The sequence below is a fragment of the Gordonia sp. UBA7860 genome, assembly GCF_002500165.1.
GTDB classification, from domain to species: Bacteria; Actinomycetota; Actinomycetes; order Mycobacteriales; family Mycobacteriaceae; genus Gordonia; species Gordonia sputi.
Map to the genome: position 1 here is coordinate 1 of NZ_DLSO01000124.1, position 16,340 is coordinate 16,340.

Genomic DNA, 16,340 nt, shown 5'->3' on the forward strand with positions numbered 1-16,340 from the left:
ATCGACGCCAACGGCATCGTGCACGTCACCGCGAAGGACAAGGGCACCGGCAAGGAGAACTCCATCCGCATCCAGGAGGGCTCGGGCCTGAGCAAGGACGAGATCGACCGGATGGTCAAGGACGCCGAGGCCCACGCAGAAGAGGACCGCAAGCGTCGTGAGGAGGCCGAGACCCGCAACCAGGCCGAGTCGCTGGTCAACCACACCGAGAAGTTCCTCAAGGACAACGAGGACAAGGTTCCCGGCGAGGTCAAAGACAAGGTCAACGCTGCGATCTCCGAGGCCAACGAGGCCCTGAAGGGCACCGACATCTCGGCGATCAAGAGCGCGATCGAGAAGCTGTCCACGGAGTCCCAGGAGATGGGCCAGGCGATCTACGCGGCATCGGCCGCTGAGTCGCAGAACGGCGCATCCGCCGAGGGTGCCACCGCAGACGCCGACAGCGACGTCGTCGACGCAGAGGTTGTTGACGAGCCGAACTCCGGGGACACCAAGTGACCTCACCGGAGCCCGAGCTCGACACGACTGCGACAGACGCCGCGGGAGTGGACGTGGAGTCGACGGTCGAAGGGACCGTCGACCCCGCGTCGGGTTCGGAAGAGGCGACCGGCGCGAACTCGGCCGAGGTGGCCGAACTGACAGCCGCCCTGCAGCGCGAACGCGCACAGTTCGCCAACTACAAACGGCGAACCGAAGAAGAGAAGCAGGGACGCGTTGCCTACGGCAAGCAGATCCTGATCGACAAGCTGTTGCCCGTTCTCGACGACCTCGACCGTGCCCGCGAGCACGGCGACCTCGAGAGCGGACCGCTCAAGGGTGTGGCCGACAAACTCATCGCCACACTCGACGCTGAAGGATTGACGAAGTTCGGTGCACCGGGCGACCCGTTCGACCCGGAACTGCACGAGGCCGTCCAAAACGACGGCAGCGGAACAGAACCCGTCATCGGCGCGGTTTACCGCGGCGGTTATCGGCTCGGCGACAAGGTGATCCGCACGGCGATGGTGACCGTGACCGATCCCGCCCCGGCTGGTCAGTCGCAACCGCAAGACACGCAGAGTGGTGCACAATAATCACCTGCGCATATTCCGATGGTGCGTCGCGCGAGAACTCGACGCGACGCACCATCGGTGCACTCAAGGCTTTTTCACAACTCAAGACCAGACAACTTCACACAACTACGAAGGAGGTGACGTCTGGTGGCTCCACAACGAGAATGGCTCGAACACGACTTCTACAAGGACCTGGGCGTTGCTTCTGACGCTTCAGCTGAAGAGATCAAGAAGGCTTACCGCAAGCTCGCTCGCGAGCTGCATCCCGATGCCAATCCGGGAGACAAGGAAGCCGAAGAACGCTTCAAGCGGGTGTCTGAAGCCCACAGCGTGCTCTCCGACGCCGACAAGCGTAAGGAGTACGACGAGACCCGTGCCATGTTCGCTGGCGGTCAATTCCGCGGCGGCGGAAACGGTTTCCCGGGAGGGTTCCCCGGAGGCGGCGGGACCCGCTATTCGACGAGCAACGGCGCTGATTTCAACATCGGCGACCTCGGCGACCTGTTCGGCGGCGGAGGTGAATCGAGCGGCGGATTCGGTGACCTGTTCGGCGATCTGTTCAACCGCGGAGGTTCATCGCGCTCGTCGACGGCGACGCGGCCGCGTCGCGGCAACGATCTCGAGACCGAGACCACGCTGTCGTTCAAAGACGCCGCGGTCGGTACGACCGTACCGCTTCGCATAACAAGTCCCGCTCCCTGTACGACGTGCCACGGAAGTGGCGCCAAGCCGGGGACGAGCCCGCGAGTCTGCCCGACCTGCAACGGGTCCGGGCTGGTGAGCCGCAATCAGGGCGCGTTCGGTTTCAGTGAGCCGTGCCAGGACTGCCAGGGAACGGGATCGCGCATCGACGATCCGTGTACCGACTGCGACGGCTCCGGCGTGAAGGTCAGGGCTCGCACGATCAACGTGCGTATCCCCGCCGGCGTCGAAGACGGACAACGAATTCGGTTGGCAGGCCAGGGTGAAGCAGGTCGACGCGGCGCTCCGTCGGGCGACCTCTATGTGGTCGTCCACGTGACCGCCGACAAGATCTTCACCCGCAGCGGCAACGACCTCAAGGTTCAACTTCCGGTCAGTTTCTCTGAATTAGTGCTTGGGGCAACGGTTTCCGTGCCGACGCTCGAGGGGTCGGTGGGAGTCAAGATTCCGCCGAACACCACAGACGGACGCACTCTGCGTGTCCGGGGACGTGGTGTACCGAAGCGTTCGGGCGGAGCGGGCGACCTCTTGGTCACCGTGAAGGTCGAGGTGCCGGGCTCACTCGACGACGCCGCGACCGAGGCGCTCAAGAAGTACGCAGAGGCCGAGAAGGCGAGCGGATTCGACCCCCGTGCAGGATGGGGGCGATGAGTCATGGCGAGTCGAGACTTCGAGGATTCGAGCGCGACATTCATGATCTCGGTCGCCGCCGAACTGGCAGGGATGCACGCGCAGACATTGCGCACGTATGACCGGCTCGGACTCGTCACGCCGCAACGCACGACCGGAGGCGGACGCCGCTACTCGACGCGCGACGTCGAACTCCTGAGGGAGATCCAACGTCTCTCGCAGGAGGAAGGCGTCAACCTCGCGGGTATCAAGCGCATCATCGACCTGACCAATCAGGTCGACGCTCTGCAGCAGAGAGTGGGCGAACTGCAGAGTCAGGTCGAGCAGTCCGCTCGCCGAGGCGGCGAGCTGGTGCCGGTTCCGCGCACGAGCGCTCTGGTCGTGTGGCAACCGCGACGCGCCAAGCGTAAAGACTGATCACACGCTCTTTCCACCCATGCTCCCCGACGGCCGGTTGGCCGCCGGGGAGCACGCGTTAGGCTGACTTCTCATAGCAACGTGGGGAGTGAACGGTGACACAGCCGACTGGAACGCAGACGACTGGAACACAGGCATCAGGCGCAGAGCCAACAGCGCCGGTGTCCCTTGGCGTGTCCGTCGTCGGCGACGAGATCGCGTCAGTCGTCATACGCTCGAACGGCGGTAGGGACGAGATCGCGGCCAGCAATCTCGTTGATCTGCCCGATTACCTCCCCGAATCGGCCGCCGCAGCCATCACGGAATTGGTCGAGTCGGTTCCGTTCGAGGTCGATCACCTCATCGTCTCCTGCTCGCGTCCGAGCACCCGCAACTACCTCGCGCAGGCGTTCACGCCAGGATCGTCGACGCCGCCCTGGTACCGGATCACCAGCGTCGATGACATCACGAGTGCCATGCTGGCCGTCGTGCGCTCGTCGCCCGGCGGCGCAGGCGTGACGGCGGTGGTGAACCTTGCACGCACAGGCGGGCCCGCTGACGGTGTGTGCGTGGCGCTCGTCGACAACACCACCGGCCAGTTGCTCGACACCCGCGACAACTCGACGGTCGAGGGGATTCCGGTCACCGATGCACGGGGTGCCGATGACGTCGCTCGACTGATCCTCGACGCCGACGGCGGCTCCCGGTTGAGTTCCGTCGTCTGCACCGGGTCGGGCGCAGAATTGCCCGGCGTCGCGCCCGCGCTCGAGTACGCGGTCGGGCGTCCGGTGTCGATCGCCGAGATGCCTGCTCTCGCGCTCGCCGCGGGCGCTGCCGCCACCCCGCCGAAGACGACGGTGTTGCGCGCAGGCGACTCGGAGCCCGCCGCATTTGCCGCCGCCACGCCCACGCGCGCTCCTCGCGACGCGACGGGGCTGCGTTGGTGGGCGCTGGGAGCGGTGATCGGGGTCGCCGTGCTACTCGGCGCCATCGGACTGACCGCACTGCACGCCAGCGGCGACGACACCAGCGCCAGACCCGACACCACGCCGACCACGGTGACCGTGACCGACACCCCTGAGCAGGCAACCGTCACGCGCGAGGGCGAGGCGGTCACCGAAACGCAGACCGAGACCAGGAGCGAGGTCCGCACCACGACGGTCCGACCGCCGACCGTCACCAGGACGGTTGAAGCCCCGGCGGCTACTCAGACAGAGACCACGGTCATCCAGACCACCACGGTCGTCGTCACTGAGCCCGGGCAGTCCGAAGGCAGCGGCGAGCAGGGCCAGGGAACAGGCGAGAACTGAGGTCGCGTGGGGGCGTAGTCCGTCAGTAGACGGGATCCGACTGGATTCTGCTCGCCCGCACGCCCGCGATGATGAGTCGACGACGCGTTGCCGTCACCATCTGCGGAGAACCGACGACGAGCGCCTGATGATCGCTCCAGTCGCCTTCTGCCGCAACAACATCTGGCAGTAAGCCGATCCGATGGTCGACGCCGAGATCCTCGGGTGATGCGATCGAGTTCAACCACCACGGGTCGTCGGATTCCTGCGACACCGCAGTGATGCGCAACCACGGATTGGTCGAAGCGATGCGCGCGAGCACCGCCAGATCGTAGAGCTCTCCGGGGTAGCGCATGCCGTAGAAGATGTGCGTCGACGGCGAGTCTGCCCGCTTCGACATCTCGATCAGGAGCGCGCGCAGCGGAGCGAGGCCGGTACCTCCGGCGACCATGAGGACATCATGGCCGCGTTCGATGTGCAGCGTTCCGTGATTCTGCGCCAGCTTCCAGACGTCGCCGACACGCGTGGTCGACACGATCGCAGAACTCACGACGCCACCGGGGACGGCCCGGACGTGGAATTCGATTTCGCCGTCCTTATTGGGTGGAATCGCAGGTGAGAGATGCCGCCATTCGTGCGGCCATTGCGGAATCGCCACCTCGAGGAATTGCCCGACGGAAAAGCGCAGCGGATCGTCGCTGAGGAGCCGCACGACTGCGAGGTCGCGGGTGATCCGATACTTCTCGGCCACCCGCGCGGTCCAGGTCGGCGGCCCGGACGCCATCTCGGCAGCACCGCGCATCACACCGGTTGTCAACATCATCGCCTGGGTGACTGTCTCCTCGGTATCGCCATCCCAGTAGCCGTCGAGCAGCGCGCGGAACTCTCCGATCAGCGCGGTACACATCAGTGGGTAGTGCGCGGGCAGCACCCCGAACTTGCGATGATCGCGCCCGAGCTGGGCAAGTAGTTCGACCAGGTCAGTGTGGCCGTCGTCGGACGGGATGACCTCGAGGGCGTGGTCGATCACCCCGAAGAACGCCTCACGCAGATGCGACATCTGGGCGGGAAACAGGTCCCGCAGATCGGGATCGAGGGCGAAAAGGCGCGTGAAGACGCCGCGCGTGAACGCATCGGGATCGCGTCCGATGACCTGACGCACGTGGTGCAGCGCATGGCGTGAGTGCCCGCCCATGCTCACCTCCGATCGTGCCGCCCCGTCGACAGCCTCTCCATTCTGCCCCCTCGTCGGCGCGGGGTGCCCGAGGTGGCGAAAGGTGTGTCCGTCGAAAAGAATCCGCACCCGTCGAACGCTTAATCGATCCGAAAATCGGCGCGATGTGGGATCCTGTATTTGTGGGCTCCCTGGAAAACGTGCTCCCGGGAATCGTCGACGCGCACATGTTGCAATGGAATCCGCGTCAGACTCCTTGGCGGGCAAAGGGCCTCGCGCGGGTGCGACGACTCACGCCGAGGCTCGGCGATCGCGCATTCACCCTGCTGGTCTCGCAGGCCGATAGAGAATACGTGCTGACACCCTCGGTCATCGCGCGCGCCTACGAGACCGAGCAGTACCTCAAAGACATCGCGGGAGTCCCGACGGTCGCGGACGTCGCGATCGACACCGTCGTCGTCGCCGATTCCCACTGGCGCGCATACGCGGGCGACATCGACATGATCGCAGACGCCGAAGCCGAGGAGCTATCGGAAACCCGCTACGTGATCGGCCTTCCCTTCGGTCTCGACGGTGCCCCGCGGTTGGGAGGGCTCATCGTGCACGGCGATCCTCGATCGCCCAACTTCGCCACGCAACTCGACGCACACCTCGACATCACGCCTCTCGTACGCGCGGTCCGGGTGCTCGCGGCACGGCATCCCGATCCGCGCGTTCGCGATTCGACGCCGGACGAGGGTCTGCTCGTGTCGACGTCCGCGCTGCGTGGCTTTGGCGAAGCGGTGCGTCGGGGACTGGTGCTGGAGGCGTTTGTGTATTCGCATCAGCTCTACGACGTGGTCAGTTTGGCACGCGAGTACCCCGAGGCCACGGTCGTCGTCGATCAAATCGGGGCGCCGGTGGGTGTGTTCGGTCCGATGGGTGTGCGGACGGGCAACACCGCCGCGGCGCGTGCAGACATCATGCGCCTGTGGCATGAGCGCGTGGTGAGCCTTGCCGCGCAACCGAATATCGTGATGAAGCTGTCCGGTTTGGCGATGCCGATTCTCGGTTACGGACACGACCCACACGGCAACATCGGGAGCCGAAAGACTCTCGCCGAGATGATCGGTCCCCTCGTCGGGCACCTGGTGAGCCATTTCGGGTCGGAACGACTCGTCTTCGGATCCAACTTTCCCCTCGACCGACCCAATGCGACGATGTCGATGCTTGTCGGCGCACTCCTCGACGTACTCAATCCGTGGGGTGACGACTTCTTGCGAAAGATCTTCCGCGACAACGCCCTGCGGGTGTACAACGTCGACGACGCCCCTCGCGGCCAGGCGTGAGGGGCGTCGTGCAGCGGGCTTCTATTTGTCCTCGGGTCCTTCCGGAACCGGCGGCTCAGGCATGACGGGATACTCACCGGTGTAGCCCTGGCGTTGCGCCGCGAGCGTCATGACCTTTGACCGGCAGCCGTACCAGCCGGCGATGAGCAGTGGCGTTCCGACGATGATCGCGATGAGATTCCAGATGTCGTCGTAACACATCAGGACGACCACCGCCGCGAGGAAGATGAGCGTGGCGTAACTGGTGTACGGCGTGCCCGGGAGTCGGAATGAAGGCCGTGTGAGTATGCCCTTCTTCTCCCACCGGTACAGCTGGATCTGACAGGCGACGATCATTGCCCACGTGGAGATGATTCCGAGCGCGGAGAGGTCGAGCGCGATGTTGAAGGCCTCTTCGGGAACGAACAGGTTGAGGATGACGCCGAGGAAGGTCAGCGCTCCTGTCAGTGCGATCCCGCCGAACGGAACCCCGTTCTTGTTCATCTTTCCGGTGAATGACGGTGCAGTTCCGTTGAGCGCCATGGAGCGTAGGGTGCGGCCCGTCGAGTACAGGCCTGCGTTGAGACTCGACATCGCCGCAGTGAGCACGACGAGATTCATGATGCCTCCCGCCGCCGGTACACCGATCTTCGAGAAGAAGGTGACGAACGGACTCTCGTCCGCCTTGTAGGTGGTGTAGGGCAGGAGGAGGGCGAGAACTATCAGGGATCCCACGTAGAACACGGCGATACGCAGGATCACCGAGTTGATCGCTCGCGGCATCACTTTCGCGGGCTCGGCCGTCTCGCCCGCCGCGGTGCCGACCAATTCGACTGCGGCATAGGCAAAGATGACGCCCGACGTCACGATCACCAACGAGAACAATCCCGTGGGGAACATTCCGCCGTTGTCGGAGATGACGCTGAATCCGGTCGATGCGCCCTCGATGTCGAAACGTCCTGCGAGGAAGACGATTCCGACGACGAGGAACGTCACGAGTGCGGTGACCTTGATGATCGACGCCCAGAATTCCATCTCACCGAAGAGTTTGACCGAGATGATGTTCATGGTCAGCACGATGCACAGTGCGATGAGCGCGATCAGCCACTGCGGGATCGCCCCGAACATCCCCCAGTAATGCACGTAGAGCGCCACAGCGGTGACGTCGACGATCGCGGTGGCGGCCCAGTTGAAGAAGTAGAGCCAGCCGGTGACGAATGCTGTTTTCTCACCGAAGAATTCGCGCGCGTAGGAGACGAATGATCCCGACGAAGGTCGGTGGAGAACGAGTTCGCCGAGTGCGCGGAGGATGAAGAAGACGAAGACGCCGCACACGGCGTAGGTGATGAACAGGCCGGGGCCGGCGTCGTGAAGGCGGGAACCCGCACCCATGAACAGGCCGGTTCCGATCGCGCCACCGATGGCGATCATCTGGATCTGTCGCGGTTTGAGCGCCTTCTGGTAGCCCTCTTCCTCGTGGGCGAGCGCTGAATTGTCGTACTGCGTCGTTGGTTCGGCTGTCATGACTCCCCGTGCGCTTGTGGACGATAGACCGTAGGAACAAGATGGACGACCCCTGACGCTATCGACACTTCGCTACATCGAGATGACGCAGGATGTTAACGATCTCGATGGTCGATCGGCGTCGATTTGACGACGCACGGGCCCAATTGTCTTGAGACGCCGCTCGACTGGCGATTCGATGTCCGATTTAACAATGGATGAACTGTGTCGTGCATCACAGGCCGAAGGCGGCGTCGGACCTCTCGGAAAGGTGCTCTCAGGTCCGACGCCACGGCCTACGTCCCGCAGCGGGCTGGGGGACCGGCACGTCGCGGAGGTTGCGGGCGACGATGTCGGCGAACTCGCTACACGTCGAATAGCGATCGGCCGGATTCTTCGCGAGGGCCTTGGCGAACACCGAATTGAGTGCGGACGGAAGCCACGGTCGACGTCGGGTCAGCAGCGGCGGGTCGTCGCGCAGATGCGCGTTGGTGATGGCGAATGCCGTCGCACGTGGGAAAGGCGGAGCGCCGGTGAGGAGTTCGGTGAGCGTGCAGGCGAAGGCGTATTCGTCTGTTGCCGGTGAGAGTTGCTTGGCCTGAAGGAGTTCCGGAGATGCGTAGGCGATCGATCCCTGAACTCGGCCGTTGCGCGCGAGTGGCCGGTTGTCGTCGACTAGCTGCGCGATGCCGAAATCGGAGAGCAACGCGTCGGTGTCGGGGCGTGTCGACGTCAGCAAGATGTTTGCGGGCTTGACGTCTCGATGTAGGACGTCGCGGGAGTGCGCGAAATCGATTGCCGCCGCTATCTGTTGGGCTACCCGGACGAAGGTCGGCACCACCGGTTCTGTCGTGGGCGACGGGATCAGCGCGATCGCGGCGGGACCGTCGACATATTGCATGGCGATCCACAACGTCGGCGGAACACGGTCGGCGGGGACACCGAGAACCTGCGCTCGACGGATTGTCTGTGCGTCGGGTTGCATCTGCCCGCGCGTATACATCTCGACGATGTTCGGGTGGTGAAGTCGGGACGCGATGGTGAACTCGCGCTCGAAACGTTCCGCAGCCCTGGTGTGGCCGGTCTCGTCGGAATGCAGGATTTTGAGCGCTTGTGGCGTGCGCTCGTCGCCACGGTGAACGCGGTACACATCAGCACTACTGCCGCTACCCACCAGCGCATCGATGGTGTAGCCGGCCACGTCGGTTCCCGGCTGGTACACCTCGTCAGAGTATCTGTGCGGTGACCAGCCGGTGCGACCGATGGTCAGTCGGTGGGCGTCAGACGGAAGATCGGGAACACTCGGCCCTGCGCAGTCTTCGTGTACTCGATGAACTGACTCGACATCGACGTGAAGGCCTGCCACGCCTGCTCTCGAGCGGCCGGATCGAGCTCTGTAGCGGTGGCGGAGTGTGTCTCGATGCCGCTACCGTCCGAGGCCCATTCGACGGTCACGTGTGGGTTCTTGCGCAGGTTGTAGACCCACGACGGATTCTTCGGCGAACCTGCTGCGCTGCCGACGATGAACCGTCCGCCCGCTCCGTCTGGTAGTCCGAGAAGGGGACTGACGCGGTCGGCGCCCGACTTTGCGCCGGTGGAATGCAGCACCACGAGGTGGCGTCCGAAGCCCATGGCCGACACGGTGCCGTCGTTCTCATGAAACTCGTCGATGATCTGCGAATTGAAGTCGCTCATGTTTGACCATTGTCTACCGAGTCTGCGTCGGCGTCGGCGAAACGCACTTTTGTTATGCGCATGCGTCCGTCCAACTCGCTCATCGGTGATCGTCACGAAGCCTAGGCTTGGAACTCATGAGCAGTGCGCCTCTCGACGAACTGATCGCCTCGCTCGGCGATCAGATGGTCGTCACCGATCCCGACATCCTTGCCGGCTACCGCCACGATCGTGCCAACGACCCCGACGCCGGCACGCCGATGGCGCTCATCCGACCCGTGACGACGGCCGACGTCCAGGTCGTCGTGCGGTGGTGTGCTGCGCACGGAATCCCGGTGATCACCCGCGGTGCCGGGACGAGTTTGTCCGGCGGGGCCACGGCGGTCGATGGAGCCGTGATGCTCTCGACCGAGAAGATGAGGAATCTGACGATCGATACCGCGACCCGCACGGCGGTGTCGCAGCCGGGTCTGTTGAACGCCGAGGTCAAGGCTGCGGCTGCGGCACATGGGCTCTGGTATCCGCCCGATCCGTCGTCGTTCGAGATCTGTTCCATCGGAGGCAATGTCGCCACCAACGCGGGCGGGCTCTGCTGCGTGAAGTACGGCGTCACCACTGATTACGTACTCGGCCTCGAGGTCGTCCTCGCCGACGGTCGCGCGATCAGAATCGGCGGCAAACAGCTCAAGGATTCGGCGGGGCTGCCGTTGACGAAGCTGTTCGTCGGCAGCGAGGGGCTGCTGGGCATCGTCACCGAGGTGACGCTGCGGCTGTTACCGCCGCAGGCGTCGGCGTGCACGGTGGTCGGAACGTTCGCGTCGGTGCACCACGCGAGTGAGGCGGTGCTCGCGATCACCGCCAAGATCCGACCGGCCATGCTCGAATTCATGGACTCGGTGTCGATCAACGCCGTCGAGGACCTGCTCAAGATGGGACTCGATCGGGAGGCGGGAGCCCTGCTGGTTGCCCAGTCCGACGCTCCGGGACCAGCGGGCGTCGCTGAGGTGGAACTGATCGAGAAGGCATTCTCGGAGTGCGGGGCGACCGAGGTGTTTGCTACGTCCGACGCTGCCGAGGGAGAGGCGTTCACCGCTGCGCGCCGCGCGGCGATTCCTGCCGTCGAACGGCTCGGATCGCTACTGCTAGAGGATGTCGGGGTTCCGTTGCCAGCCCTGCCGGAGTTGATCGACGGGGTCGAGGCCATTGCGATGGAGAACAGGGTGATGATCTCGGTCATCGCGCACGCGGGTGACGGCAACACACATCCGTTGATCGTGTTCGATCCCGCTGACGCCGACGAGAGCGCGCGTGCGCAGACGGCCTTCGGCCAGGTCATGGATCTCGCGATCAGTCTCGGCGGGACGATCACCGGCGAGCACGGCGTCGGACGATTGAAGAAAGGATGGCTGCCCGATCAGCTCGGACCCGATGTCATGGAACTCACGGCGAGAATCAAAGCCGCCCTGGATCCGGAGGGGCTGCTCAACCCCGGTGTACTTCTCTGAGGTGAAAAAACTCCGGTCCGCATGTCGCAACGCCCCCTCTGTGCTGCGACATGCGGACCGGGATCGAGCACAGCTATCGTCTTCAGATGGAAGGCGCTGACTCAAGCTTGTACCGCTGATGACACTGTAATCATCTTTTGCACAACCATCCATCGAGAACATCCGGACAATTGTCAATCTCAGGTTGATAATGGGAGCTATGACGAGTTCATCTGATCGTGACCTGGACCTTCGGCGTCTCAGAATGTTCGTCGAAGTGATCGAAGCGCCGTCACTACGTGTTGCGGCCGAGCGTCTGTTCATCTCGCAGCAGGCCTTATCGTCGGCGATCAGGGATCTGGAGCGACAACTCGGTGTGCAGCTGTTCTCGCGGTCGCGTCGATCACTCACACCGACTGCTGCCGGAACGGCACTGTACGAGGGTTCGGTCCCACTGCTCGCGGGCGGCTCGCACCTCGCGTCGGAAGTGCGGATGGTCGACGCTCAGAATCCCGACCCCTACGTGATCGGATACACCCAGGGCCTGGCGCCGTCGGAGGTCTTCCAGGTGATCGAGGGGGCGGTCCAGCAGGACGCGTCGATGCCGATCACCGTGCGCCCGGTTGCCGCGGAATTCATCCGTGAGGAGCTCCTCGCCGGCAGCATCGATCTCGCACTCGCCCGCACGGTGGAGGCTCCGCCCGATCTCGCCGGCGCCATCGCGACCAGTCACGAACTACGTCTCGCGGTCAACGCGCGCCACCCGCTCGCCGCGCATGAGACGTGCGCGATGAAGGACGTCGCGTCGTGTCAGATCGTGATCTCCGAGCTCGAACCCGACTACACCAACATGATCGTGTCGTACTGCCGTCGCGCGGGCTTCGAACCCGAGATCATCGTCTCCAACCTTCGAGGCACCCCGCCGCACACGTCGGTGATTGCACATCCACAGGCGGTCGCGTTCGTCACGAACCAGCCCGGCTGGCTGTACGACGACCAGATCCGCGTGATTTCGTTCGAGAATCCACCGCTGACCCCCGTCATGGCGATGTGGCTGCCCAACACCGCACCGCGCATGCGCAACCGCATCCTCGACGCTGTTGGCGTCAGTGCCGTTGCAGAATCGCAGTGAGATCTGCGCCGACGGGAAGAGTGCCGTACTCGGCTCCACGATCGTCGCCCAGTCGAGCCGCGATGAAGGCCTCCGAGACCGGCGTCGGCGAAAATCGCACCAGCAGTGAGGCTTCGAGCGCAAGAGCCATGGATTCGACGACGCGCCGCGCTCGACGCTGAGCCGACGACGCGTCGAGCGTTGCCAACTCGGAGAGCTGCGTACGGACGTTGTCGAGATGGGCGTCGAGGATTGTGCTGGCGCCGCGTGCGAGATTGACCTCCGCGTCGAATGCGGCGATCGATTCGGGTTCGCGTGTCATCGCGCGCAGCACGTCGAGTGCGATGACGTTCCCCGAGCCTTCCCAGACGGCCATCACCGGCTGCTCGCGGTAGCGCATCGCCAAGGGGAAGTCCTCGGTATATCCGTTTCCGCCAAGGCATTCCAGTGCCTCGTAGGCGTGGTGCGGACCGCGCTTGCAGATCCAGTACTTGGCGACCGCCGTGGCTAGCCGGCGGAAGGAGCGCTCGGTGTCGTCGGCATCCTCGTCGTGTGCCCGAGCGAGGCGCATCGCGGTGACGGTTGCGGCTTCGGACTCGAGCGCCAGATCGGCGAGCACCGCAGCCATGGCCGGTTGGTCGGCGAGACTTGCGCCGAAGGCTGCACGATGACGGGCGTGCCAGGTGGCTTCGGCCACCGATTGCCGCATACCGGCGGCGCTGCCGAGCACGCAGTCGAGTCGCGTCTGTGCGACCATCTCGATGATCGTCCGTACACCGCGGCCCGGCTCGCCGACCATCAGGGCGACGGTGCCGTCGAGTTCAATCTCGCTCGACGCGTTGGACTTGTTGCCGAGCTTGTTCTTGAGGCGCTGGATGCGGAACGAGTTGCGGGTGCCGTCGGGCAGGATTCGGGGGAGGAGGAAGCACGAGAGTCCCTCTCCGCCAGCACCTTCCGCCTGAGCGAGGACGAGAAACGCGTCGGACATCGGTGCCGAGCAGAACCACTTGTGTCCGGTGAGGAGGTACTCGGCGCCGGGACCGCCAGCGCCGACCGGCCGAGCGACGGTGGTGTTGGCGCGAACGTCGGAGCCTCCCTGCTTCTCCGTCATGGACATGCCGAAGATGGCCGACGACTTGTCGGCCGAAAGATCAGGGGAGTAGCTGCGCGACAACGCTTTCGGCACCCATTGAGCGGCGACGTCCGGTTGTAGCTCAAGCGAGGGGATCACGGCGTGTGTCATCGACACTGGGCAGGCGTGTCCCGGTTCGATCTGTCCGAACAGCATGAAGATCGCCGCACGGGCGACGTGCGAGCCCGGCTGCGGGTCGGCCCAGCAGCGGGTGTGCGCGCCGTGTTCGACTGCCGCGGAGATGATCCGGTGGTAGCTGGGGTGGTACTCGACCTCGTCGATTCGGTTGCCCCAGCGGTCGAAGGTGTGCAGTTCAGGCGTGATGGTGTTGGCCAGCTTGGCGTCGTGCTGGAACTGTGCGCTGCCGACGAGTGTGCCCACGTCGGTGAGTTCGTTTGTGGCCCAAGCGGCGTCGTGACGGCTCACGGCCTCAACAAGCACGGTGTTGAGCTCGTACTCGTTGATGTCGACCCGCGGGGCCGACTGGTTGAACACCGTGTGTGTCACGTGCGGTTGTGGGCGCGTGGTCGGGGTGGTGGAGGTCATCGTGCTGCCTTTCGTCGATCGCCGCGCGGGCCGAGGTGCTCCCGCCGGTCGAGCTGCTCTCTCCGCTGGTCGAGTTCCCCACGCTGGTCGAGCCCTTCTCGCTGGTCGAGCCTTCCCCGCTGGTCGAGCTTGTCAAGACCACCTAGCCGCGCGTTGAGAACCTCCTCGGAGATGCCGAGGTTTGTGAAGATCACCGTGACCGCGTCGGTGAGCGACGGCCCCAAACTGTCGTCGGTCGCCGACTTCTGCACCGCCAGACCGAAAATCGCCGACCAGAACGCTTTGGCCTCGACGTCGATCGAGGCACGCAGCTGCCAACCGGTGCGCACCAGTTTCTGCATGAGCGCCTTCTCGCCGCGCTCGTGCAGGGTGTGAAGCGTGGTCGTGATGAGCTCTCGCAGATCATCGCGTCGTGAGACCAAAAGCATTGCGGTGGTGAACATCTCGACGCCCCGGAGTTCCGGTCCAAGCAGTGTGGTCACGAGTGTTTGGGCGTAGTCGCGGACTGTCGGAGTGGCCTCGGCAGCCTCCTCGGCGTGGCGTCCCGCGCGGAGTACCGCGGCACACGCCACCTCGACGAATAGTTGTTCCTTCGAGCCGAAGTAGTACGTGACCTGGTTGGGAAACGTGCCTGCGCGTTCGCAGATCTGCGCGACCGACGCGGTCTCACCCTCCGTGCGGAACACGTGGTCGGCGGCGTGCAGCAGTGTTTGGCGCGTCTGCTTCCCTGCGCTACGCGTCGCACGCTGCGGTGTAGAAGAAGCCACGCCACCTCGCTGTTTGTATGCCCGACAAGTTTGTATGAGACACAATAAACGCCACGGACGTCGAGGTCAACGGTGGTTGTGAGATCCGCGCCTAGTTTGAATATTCCGGATCTATCGTGACCTTGTTTGTACTTGTCCGCGTGTATCGGGCCCGACGGCCGGGCGTCGACGTCTGGCGCCGCGGAGCGGTCCGGTGTGGTCGAGTCAGCCGACGAGGCTACATTCCGCGAGCGTGCGTTTGAGCGGGGTTAAAGGCGCAGTACTGAAAGCGACGGACCTTCAACCCCGTGGTTCCGGGCAGTGAAACGTCGCGAGACCAGCCGCCTTCTCGCGCGCTGTATTGGGGTCCTCGTCGAAAGAACAGCAGGCGGTTGGAAGAAGAAAAATGTCGAATTGTGCTGCGGGACAACGGAGATAAGAAGGCTATGAGGGGCCTGGGGGCACTCCTATATACGTCACCAATGGTGAGTGTACCGGGCGATGGCAGTTCGACCGAGAGCGGAAGCGAGAGGGCCCGTTGCTTGTTCTGCAGCCATAAACTCTCTCACTCAGCGTGGTCGACCGTCTGTGGGCGGCGTGGACAGGACTGCCATCGCGCGGAGCTTTGACGAGATCGCGTGCCACGGCCGGGTCAGGAGGAGGTGAACCGGTGCGTCGGGGCGCCCGGCGGATGGGTCAGTTCCGGACGCGACTGAGACGTTCCCATCAGATAGTCGTTGCGGAGCAACGCAGTCGCGACGACCCTGCTCGGAGGACCCAACGGTCCGACCACCACATAGCGCGGCACAACCGTAAGAATGCCACTCTGAGGGACCGAAACCGATCCCGGCGAGGTCGAATCCGGAATAGATCAAATCCCCGAAGAACTGGGGGCCATTGTTTCGATGCCGAGCAGACTTGTTCACTCAACGTCGAAGAGTCACCAGCTCGCCTAGACCACTCGGACCGCCTCTATCGCGCCTGCGTACTCACGCCCCCAGGTCTGCAGGGTTCATGTTCGCAAAAGCCTCTGCCACAGCTGGGTTGGCTGCAATCATCTCGTCAGTGAACTGGTCGCCGGTTACCCGGTACGGTGTCAACTCGCGAGAGTCGTTAGTGAGTTCTTGAGCAACGTCGATCCAACCTTCAGGCGATGCTGTGGTGGATTGGACGCGTGGCATTCCGGCGAGCACCATTCGGCCCGCCCTCCCGCCGGCCACCTGGTATAGGTCTCCTTGTACCGCTGTGTCCTGGTGGGCCAAGAAGGTGACGAAATTCGCGACATGCTCTGGTCCCATCCCGTTACGCAGGGTATTGAGGATAGTGGGGTCGCTGTAGGCGTTTTCGGTCATCGGTGTCCATGCTGTGGGCATGAGGGTAGATACTTGAACGCCGACTCGGTCGCCCTCCATCGCCAGGGTGTTTCCCAGCGCCCAGATCGCGCCCTTGGCCGCGCCGTACGCGCTGGCCCCAGGGTTGGCTAGGATGCCACTCGACGAGACGAGAATCAGGCGTCCAGAGCCCGAACTCACGAGGTGGGGCCAGGCCGCTCGGGACAAGTCTGTAGCGCCCTTAAACCTCGATCCACCGATCG

The 16,340-nt window shown here is 64.1% G+C and carries 15 protein-coding genes; 8 read left to right on the forward strand and 7 right to left on the reverse strand.

All coding sequences use genetic code 11. The annotated features are described in order from the left end of the window. The 5 genes from B3T59_RS15410 to B3T59_RS15430 all read left to right on the forward strand — a co-directional run. Positions 1–498, forward strand: a 498-nt coding sequence (locus B3T59_RS15410) for an Hsp70 family protein (protein WP_287004172.1), incomplete at its 5' end; no start/stop codon positions are given. Next, a complete protein-coding gene (gene grpE, locus B3T59_RS15415) occupies positions 495–1,073 on the forward strand; it encodes a nucleotide exchange factor GrpE (RefSeq protein ID WP_005201918.1) in 579 nt (192 codons plus the stop codon). The genes B3T59_RS15410 and grpE, both read left to right, overlap by 4 nt. 126 nt (positions 1,074–1,199) lie before the next feature. Then, entirely contained in the window at positions 1,200–2,405 is a 1,206-nt protein-coding gene (gene dnaJ / locus B3T59_RS15420; RefSeq protein WP_005201917.1) for a molecular chaperone DnaJ, read from the forward strand. Between the two features lie 3 nt (positions 2,406–2,408). After that, on the forward strand, positions 2,409–2,801 hold the full coding sequence (locus tag B3T59_RS15425) for a heat shock protein transcriptional repressor HspR (protein ID WP_005201916.1): 393 nt from the start codon (positions 2,409–2,411) through the stop codon (positions 2,799–2,801). A 95-nt stretch (positions 2,802–2,896) separates the two neighbouring features. Continuing rightward, the gene (locus tag B3T59_RS15430; protein ID WP_251722712.1) at positions 2,897–4,090 is read left to right on the forward strand and encodes a hypothetical protein; all 1,194 of its coding nucleotides are present in this window, start codon (positions 2,897–2,899) and stop codon (positions 4,088–4,090) included. A gap of 22 nt (positions 4,091–4,112) precedes the next feature. Here B3T59_RS15430 and B3T59_RS15435 read toward each other — a convergent pair whose 3' ends face one another. After that, positions 4,113–5,264, reverse strand: coding sequence for an FAD-binding oxidoreductase (locus B3T59_RS15435; RefSeq protein ID WP_251722713.1), 1,152 nt, complete (start codon positions 5,262–5,264; stop codon positions 4,113–4,115). Positions 5,265–5,407: 143 nt separating this feature from the next. Here B3T59_RS15435 and B3T59_RS15440 point away from each other — a divergent pair, with 143 nt between their 5' ends. After that, entirely contained in the window at positions 5,408–6,571 is a 1,164-nt protein-coding gene (locus tag B3T59_RS15440) for an amidohydrolase family protein (protein ID WP_287004175.1), read from the forward strand. Between the two features lie 21 nt (positions 6,572–6,592). On the opposite strand, the gene B3T59_RS15445 is transcribed toward B3T59_RS15440, so the two are convergent. The 3 genes from B3T59_RS15445 to B3T59_RS15455 all read right to left on the reverse strand — a co-directional run bounded on the left by B3T59_RS15445 (position 6,593) and on the right by B3T59_RS15455 (position 9,748). Further along, a complete protein-coding gene (locus tag B3T59_RS15445) occupies positions 6,593–8,074 on the reverse strand; it encodes an amino acid permease (RefSeq protein WP_005201912.1) in 1,482 nt (493 codons plus the stop codon). Positions 8,075–8,330: 256 nt separating this feature from the next. Continuing rightward, the gene (locus B3T59_RS15450) at positions 8,331–9,275 is read right to left on the reverse strand and encodes a serine/threonine-protein kinase (RefSeq protein WP_287004176.1); all 945 of its coding nucleotides are present in this window, start codon (positions 9,273–9,275) and stop codon (positions 8,331–8,333) included. Positions 9,276–9,319: 44 nt separating this feature from the next. After that, positions 9,320–9,748, reverse strand: coding sequence for a nitroreductase family deazaflavin-dependent oxidoreductase (locus B3T59_RS15455; protein WP_287004177.1), 429 nt, complete (start codon positions 9,746–9,748; stop codon positions 9,320–9,322). A gap of 116 nt (positions 9,749–9,864) precedes the next feature. On the opposite strand from B3T59_RS15455, the gene B3T59_RS15460 reads away from it, so the two are divergent. Further along, complete coding sequence (locus B3T59_RS15460) at positions 9,865–11,232, forward strand: FAD-binding oxidoreductase (RefSeq protein ID WP_287004178.1); 1,368 nt, start codon at positions 9,865–9,867, stop codon at positions 11,230–11,232. Between the two features lie 199 nt (positions 11,233–11,431). Then, positions 11,432–12,343 (forward strand): LysR family transcriptional regulator, encoded by a 912-nt coding sequence (locus tag B3T59_RS15465; RefSeq protein WP_269447017.1) that lies wholly within the window; start codon positions 11,432–11,434, stop codon positions 12,341–12,343. On the opposite strand, the gene B3T59_RS15470 is transcribed toward B3T59_RS15465, so the two are convergent. From B3T59_RS15470 to B3T59_RS15480, 3 genes are all read right to left on the reverse strand, one after another. After that, positions 12,318–14,000, reverse strand: coding sequence for an acyl-CoA dehydrogenase family protein (locus tag B3T59_RS15470; protein ID WP_064864159.1), 1,683 nt, complete (start codon positions 13,998–14,000; stop codon positions 12,318–12,320). The genes B3T59_RS15465 and B3T59_RS15470 overlap by 26 nt on opposite strands. Then, on the reverse strand, positions 13,997–14,767 hold the full coding sequence (locus B3T59_RS15475; protein ID WP_064864157.1) for a TetR/AcrR family transcriptional regulator C-terminal domain-containing protein: 771 nt from the start codon (positions 14,765–14,767) through the stop codon (positions 13,997–13,999). The genes B3T59_RS15470 and B3T59_RS15475 overlap by 4 nt, the downstream gene beginning before the upstream one ends. 968 nt (positions 14,768–15,735) lie before the next feature. Then, positions 15,736–16,340, reverse strand: a 605-nt coding sequence (locus B3T59_RS15480; RefSeq protein ID WP_287004179.1) for an SDR family NAD(P)-dependent oxidoreductase, incomplete at its 5' end; no start/stop codon positions are given.